Below are 5577 nucleotides of genomic sequence, written 5' to 3'. Positions count from 1 at the left end.
TTCGCTCTCGTGCGACAGCTTTATTATTATATCACACCTCTTCACAATTGTCAAGCAAATTCTGCGCCAATATTTTGTGTTAACATTTGTGAATTATGCACAGACATCAAAAAAAGCGACACATCTGCACCGCTTCTGCCTTATCGTATATTTTTACATTTGTCCTGCATGAACGTCATAAATTGCGCTGATTCTCCAGCTTGGCGAAACCCTGTCCGTTCTACAATAAACCACTGATTTGCACCATATCGAAAATAAATACCGTTGCCAATCCGCACTTTTTTCGTCACTTTGTGATATGGAATATGCTGACAAGCTCCGGTCTGCGGTTCAAATACGCTAATCTCCTGCTCCAGAAAATATAGTTCTGTCTGTTTCGGACCGCCGTACAGTCTCTTCCACATGCGCCCGGAACTGCGCAGATATATCGCTATCCAAAAAATATACAAAAAGACAAGCAGACCTGCAATTTGCAGAAAAAATAGCGGCACATTGCCTTTTGTAAAGACCTCACCTACCCACGCAATGCCAAAACTAAACAGCAGAACCACCAATGCGGCTGTCAGAATCCATTTAAGGTTGGAACAGTGCATGTAACCGAGCAATTTTCCCGTGGTATATTCACAATGATTCTGAAAATGCACGTCTCCATCCGGAAGCTGCGGCGGCTGAACAGGTTGCACAGGCATTTTCTGCGGCGGATAAAGCTTCGCTGTTTGAATTCGTTCCTGTAGGAATGTCAGAAACCGGGCATCCTCACCCAGCGTAAATCCACTTCGGTCAATGAGTAAAAACGCTCCCGTAGACACCGACAGACCATACAGCCGTTTTGTTACTACGATTCGTCCAATCTGATTATATGTTGCTCTAAGCTGAGAACCGTCCGTTTCATCCAATGCATAAAGACTATCTTCGAAAAAACAAGTACGGACTCGCTTATATTTTCCATGCTGGGAAAAGTGTTCCACTGCCTGCCGCTTTGCAACCACTCTGCTCACGCCATAGCCGATCATGCAGAACGCAAAAATCAGCAGGAAAAATTTCCACGAGGTCAACAGCCCAAACAGTATCGGAAACAGCATACAGATAAAAATCGGGCGTGCCTGTTTCATCTGGAACTCTGTCAGATATTCCGGCGTATGTACGGTTATGTTCTCAAAGAATGTATTTCCTTTTTCCTGATGCGTCTCACCCATTTTTCTTATCCTCTCCTTTTTCCACCGGCAGGATCTCCGCCTTGATCTTCGAGATCCAGTTATCCTCCATTGCCAGCACCGTAAACCGCACATGCTGCCACTCCACGGAAGGATTTTCATGGGCTTCTGGGATACGCCCCAGCAAGTCCACCACAAAGCCGCTGACCGTATCAAAAGGCATTTCCTCCGGCAGTTCCAGGCCCAACAGAAGGAACGCATCCTCCGGGTCAGCATGTCCGTCAATGGTATACAGCGAATCCGTGATCCGGTGCACTGCCGCTTCTTCCTCGTCATATTCATCCTGGATATTACCCACGATCTCCTCCAGAATATCCTCCATACAGACCACACCGGCTGTACCGCCGTATTCGTCCACAACAATTGCCATCTGCATTTTCTTCCGGGACATATCCGAAAGCACATCGTCACACTTTGCCGTCTCCGGCACAAACAACGCCTCACGCATAAAATAACGCACAGAAAAACCGGAAATATTCTTGCACCCGATGAGTCCCAGTAAGTCCTTCGTGTTCAGAATGCCGATGATATTGTCCACGCTGTCCTGGTATACAGGCATACGGGAATAATTTTCGTTTCTGGCAAGATCCACTACCTCCTGGATCTCCATTTCCACATCCACCGCCACCAGTTCCTTGCGGTGGGTCATGACTTCAGAGATGGTAATGTCGTCAAATTCAAAAATATTATTGATCATTTCACGCTGCTGTTCTTCGATTGCACCTGTAGCATTCACAGCATCTACCATTTGCAGAATCTGTTCTTCCGTTATCATTTCCTTTGACACCTGTTTACCGCCAAAAAGCTGGTTCATCCCAGTATGTAACGCACGAAACGGCAGAAGCAGTGTCATGATCAGATGCACATACCCTACTGATTTTATTGTAATTTTCTGCGGATTTTTTCGTCCCAGACCTTTTGCCATGCCGTCCGTCAGCAAAGCCAGCACCAATGCCGCCAACCCCAACAGCACAATGATAATAACAATCTGAGCAAAGGGATGGGACATCCCTCCATACAGCATATCGTCAAATGCAACATTGGTATATCGAAACATCAAAGCTTCACGAAGAGATGGCAGAAATCCTTTCACACTTGCGTAAAAATACGTCAAAATTTCCAAGGAAATACAAAAAACTGCAAATTCTACTGTCTCCGCATTCAGCAGTACCGCTTTCTTTTCCCAATAATAAGACAACCTTTTTTCTTTTTCCATCATACTTTTCAGACGACCGCCCAGCGTCCGAACCGCTGCCATTGCCGCCGCAAACCAACCATGCAGCAGGCAGAAAATCAAAACCAAAGATACCAGTAACGTATCACAGGAATCCATATCGTTCTCCTTCACCTGAATTTCACAGAATCTGAAAAAACGCTGCCAATCTGACACTGGCAGCGTTCTTCTTTGTATACGAGTTTATCGTTCTTCACAAATCAATTTGATTGCCGTGCGTTCCTCACCGTCGATCTGAATATTCGCAAACGCCGGAATGCAGATCAGATCCACGCCGATGGGCGCCAGATAACCACGTGCAATAGCAATGGCTTTCACTGCCTGGTTTGCAGCGCCGGCACCAACAGCCTGCACCTCAACCATCTTTTTTTCACGGATGACACCGGCAATAGCACCGGCAACTGAGTTCGGGGAAGAATGCGATGATACTTTCAAAACTTCCATGATAAAATGCCTCCCTTAGTACGATTCCTTGTCAAATGCTGTTTCGTACTGTTATACAATTTCGGCAGCAGCCTGCCTGTTCGAGATTTTTACACCATCATTATACAATAAAGCATGTAAAAATGCAAGCCCTATGCGCAAAGTTTGTGCATTATCGAACAATCAAACGCTCAATTTTCGTACATTTACCACACTTTTCATCAAAGGTAATGACAACACCATTGATAAAACACGGTTCTTCGGACTCGGTGAAGCGTGTGGGAAAGTGAAACCGAAACCGATCCAACGCCGGCTGAACCGCCACGCCCAGGATAGATTTTTCCGGTCCGGTCATGCCCACATCGGTCAGATAGCCTGTATGTCCCTCCAGAATGGTCTCGTCTGCGGTCTGTACGTGCGTATGGGTTCCCACCACTGCGGTAACTCTCCCGGCAAGGAAAAATCCCATGGCTTTTTTCTCTGCCGTAGCCTCGGCATGAAAATCCACCAGAATATTCGGGGTCTCGATCTCCTCCAGGAGCTGCTCCACCATGGTGAAGGGATTGTCTAAAGGATCAAGATAAGCCGTACCGGAAAGATTCAGCACTGCCACCTGGCACGGACCGAAGTCAATAGTGCAGACGCCGTGTCCTACGCAGCCCTCGGGATAATTCGCCGGACGGAGCACCACGGGATTTTCATAGATAGACAGGGCTTCCCGGCGTTTAAAACAGTGATTGCCGGTGGTAATGACATCTGCACCGGCGAAAAAAATCTGCTCCATAGAATGTTTGGTGATGCCATTCCCCTGGGCAGAATTCTCTCCGTTGACTACGGTCATGTCAATCTGATGCGTTCGTTTGATGGACGGGAGACGTTCCTGTAAGAACTGGCAGCCAGCCGCTCCCACCACATCTCCGATGTGTAATAATTTCATGGACAAACCTCTCTCTATTTCATTGTCCTGATTATACCATGGAGGAGCAAGGTGTGTCAAGCGTTTCCTGTCAGATCCTGCGGATTATATTTTTTCCAGAGACAAAACCGTCATGCCCATATTTTCCGCCGTTCCCTGCGGCTCTCTGACTGCTAGAACAACGGTGCTCCGGCAGAGCATTTCCTGTTCCGCAAGACGATATGCCGTTTCGACATCCGTTTGCAAAGAGCCCATCAAGATCTCCACTGTATTTGCCGCTTCATGGATGGCATAATACCGCTCTCTGGCAGTCTCGTTCCAGAGAGCCGCCTGATCCTCGTAGGGTACAGCCACATGAAGCCGGATGTCCGGGCATTCTGTCCGCAGTGCAAGTACAATTTCCGCTGCCCACATAGGTACGCCATATTCGCAGTTGCAGAGGAAATCGTGCACACCGCTGTCGTAAATGCTGCGGATTTTCTCGGCTAGGGACTGTTTCAGCTGCTCATATACCGGATGGTTCTCGTCTGTGCCGTCCGGCAGCTGGACAATGGATTTGCCGAGAATAGTGCAGGTGGGAATGGTTTTGTTCGGATACATGTATATCATTCCTATCTAGTATTTTTTATCGTATTTATTATACTACAAAAAATATTATATTTCAAGTTATTTTCGTATATAATATACGAAAAGGTGGAGGATGACATGACAGTACTTGAAAGAATACTTCAATTAAGAAATGAACGTGGCTGGACGGAATACCGCTTATCTGTGGAATCCGGCATTGCTCAAACAACCATTTCCTCATGGTTTCGAAAAAATATCAATCCTTCCATTACATCCTTAGAACGGATTTGCGAAGCATTTCATATGCCTCTTTCTCAATTTTTTGCCTTTGATAATGAATCTGTCACTTTGACAGATGAGCAAAAACAGCTTCTGGATCATTGGAATCGTTTAAATGAAAAGCAACGTGAAATTATTCTAGAACTGTTGCAGAATATGTAGAAATAAGTGTGGTTTTATGTACCCCAGAATCCGCAATTTAAGAGAAGATAAAGACATGACGCAAGTTCAAATGGCAAAAATACTGAATTGCAGTCAGCGTGTTTACAGCAACTATGAACGTGGTGACATTGATATTCCAACAGATATTCTGATTCGTCTGGCAGATTTTCATCATGTTTCTGTAGATTACCTGTTGGGTAGAACAGATGATAAATAAACCCCATCAATTACCCAAAATGGCGTAGTTGACGGGGTTTTTGTAAGGACAACAATGTTCGCCCCTACATGACTTACGGTTTTTTATACAAAAACAAAGAAATATAACCTAGCCCTTTGCAACAAAAGTGCGGAAAGGGGGTGAGGGGTGAAGGGAAAGAGAGTGCAGAGGGAAAACCGTGAGGGGAGCGGGGGAAATCCGCACTTTTGCCACGGTTTTCTTTTGCCCCCGCTCCCCTTAGGTTGTCCCTTTGCTCCCCACCTGTAGCTTAAACCATTTCAGAAAGTGGAAGTGCGGGCGAACACAGTTCGCCCCTACATCTGCACCGAATTTGTATCATTATCGGGAATACGGCGGGCGGATAATATCCGCCCCTACAATGGACTTCCCTTAGGTTCTTTGGGAACGACGGGAGCAAGCTCCCACCCTACGCTTCTGGTTCTCAAAAAAAATAAAGCGTACAAGCACGAACCTTGTACGCTTTACAATGGAAGAGATAATACAATGCAATGGAGCGGATTACGAGGCTCGAACTCGCTACCTCCACCTTGGCAAGGTGGCGCTC

7 protein-coding genes are annotated in these 5577 nt (G+C 46.2%); 2 read left to right on the top strand and 5 right to left on the bottom strand.

Annotated elements, in window-relative coordinates; translation table 11 throughout:
- Positions 1-140 precede the first annotated feature (140 nt).
- The 5 genes from QZ375_RS13550 to QZ375_RS13530 all read right to left on the bottom strand — a co-directional run bounded on the left by QZ375_RS13550 (position 141) and on the right by QZ375_RS13530 (position 4387).
- Entirely contained in the window at positions 141-1196 is a 1056-nt protein-coding gene (locus QZ375_RS13550) for a hypothetical protein (protein ID WP_295219793.1), read from the bottom strand.
- Positions 1189-2547 (bottom strand): hemolysin family protein, encoded by a 1359-nt coding sequence (locus tag QZ375_RS13545; RefSeq protein ID WP_295219792.1) that lies wholly within the window; start codon positions 2545-2547, stop codon positions 1189-1191. Before QZ375_RS13545 ends, QZ375_RS13550 begins: the two co-directional genes overlap by 8 nt.
- Before the next feature lie 84 nt (positions 2548-2631).
- Positions 2632-2892, bottom strand: coding sequence for a stage V sporulation protein S (locus tag QZ375_RS13540; RefSeq protein WP_022410602.1), 261 nt, complete (start codon positions 2890-2892; stop codon positions 2632-2634).
- Positions 2893-3043: 151 nt separating this feature from the next.
- Positions 3044-3808, bottom strand: coding sequence for a TIGR00282 family metallophosphoesterase (locus QZ375_RS13535; protein WP_295219788.1), 765 nt, complete (start codon positions 3806-3808; stop codon positions 3044-3046).
- 84 nt (positions 3809-3892) lie between these two features.
- Positions 3893-4387: an SLOG family protein gene (locus QZ375_RS13530; RefSeq protein ID WP_295219786.1), complete on the bottom strand. Its 495-nt coding sequence runs from the start codon at positions 4385-4387 to the stop codon at positions 3893-3895.
- Between the two features lie 105 nt (positions 4388-4492).
- Here QZ375_RS13530 and QZ375_RS13525 point away from each other — a divergent pair, with 105 nt between their 5' ends.
- Together QZ375_RS13525 and QZ375_RS13520 are read left to right on the top strand one after the other, a co-directional pair.
- Positions 4493-4795 carry a helix-turn-helix transcriptional regulator gene (locus QZ375_RS13525; protein WP_295219785.1) on the top strand — a complete coding sequence of 101 codons (303 nt, stop codon included), beginning with the start codon at positions 4493-4495 and terminating at the stop codon, positions 4793-4795.
- A gap of 16 nt (positions 4796-4811) precedes the next feature.
- Entirely contained in the window at positions 4812-5012 is a 201-nt protein-coding gene (locus QZ375_RS13520; RefSeq protein ID WP_295219784.1) for a helix-turn-helix transcriptional regulator, read from the top strand.
- The last annotated feature ends 565 nt before the right edge of the window (positions 5013-5577 follow it).

Source organism: Ruminococcus sp., assembly GCF_019417665.1.
Taxonomy (GTDB): Bacteria; Bacillota; Clostridia; order Oscillospirales; family Ruminococcaceae; genus Ruminococcus_C.
The sequence above is the reverse complement of the archived record's forward strand: the minus strand, read 5'-3'. Positions and strand labels throughout refer to the sequence as shown.

Coding starts and splice junctions, on each gene's coding strand:
- QZ375_RS13530 (WP_295219786.1), bottom strand. CDS start 4,387: ATGTATCCGAACAAAACCATTCCCACCTGCACTATTCTCGGCAAATCC.
- QZ375_RS13525 (WP_295219785.1), top strand. CDS start 4,493: ATGACAGTACTTGAAAGAATACTTCAATTAAGAAATGAACGTGGCTGG.
- QZ375_RS13535 (WP_295219788.1), bottom strand. CDS start 3,808: ATGAAATTATTACACATCGGAGATGTGGTGGGAGCGGCTGGCTGCCAG.
- QZ375_RS13545 (WP_295219792.1), bottom strand. CDS start 2,547: ATGGATTCCTGTGATACGTTACTGGTATCTTTGGTTTTGATTTTCTGC.
- QZ375_RS13520 (WP_295219784.1), top strand. CDS start 4,812: ATGTACCCCAGAATCCGCAATTTAAGAGAAGATAAAGACATGACGCAA.
- QZ375_RS13540 (WP_022410602.1), bottom strand. CDS start 2,892: ATGGAAGTTTTGAAAGTATCATCGCATTCTTCCCCGAACTCAGTTGCC.
- QZ375_RS13550 (WP_295219793.1), bottom strand. CDS start 1,196: ATGGGTGAGACGCATCAGGAAAAAGGAAATACATTCTTTGAGAACATA.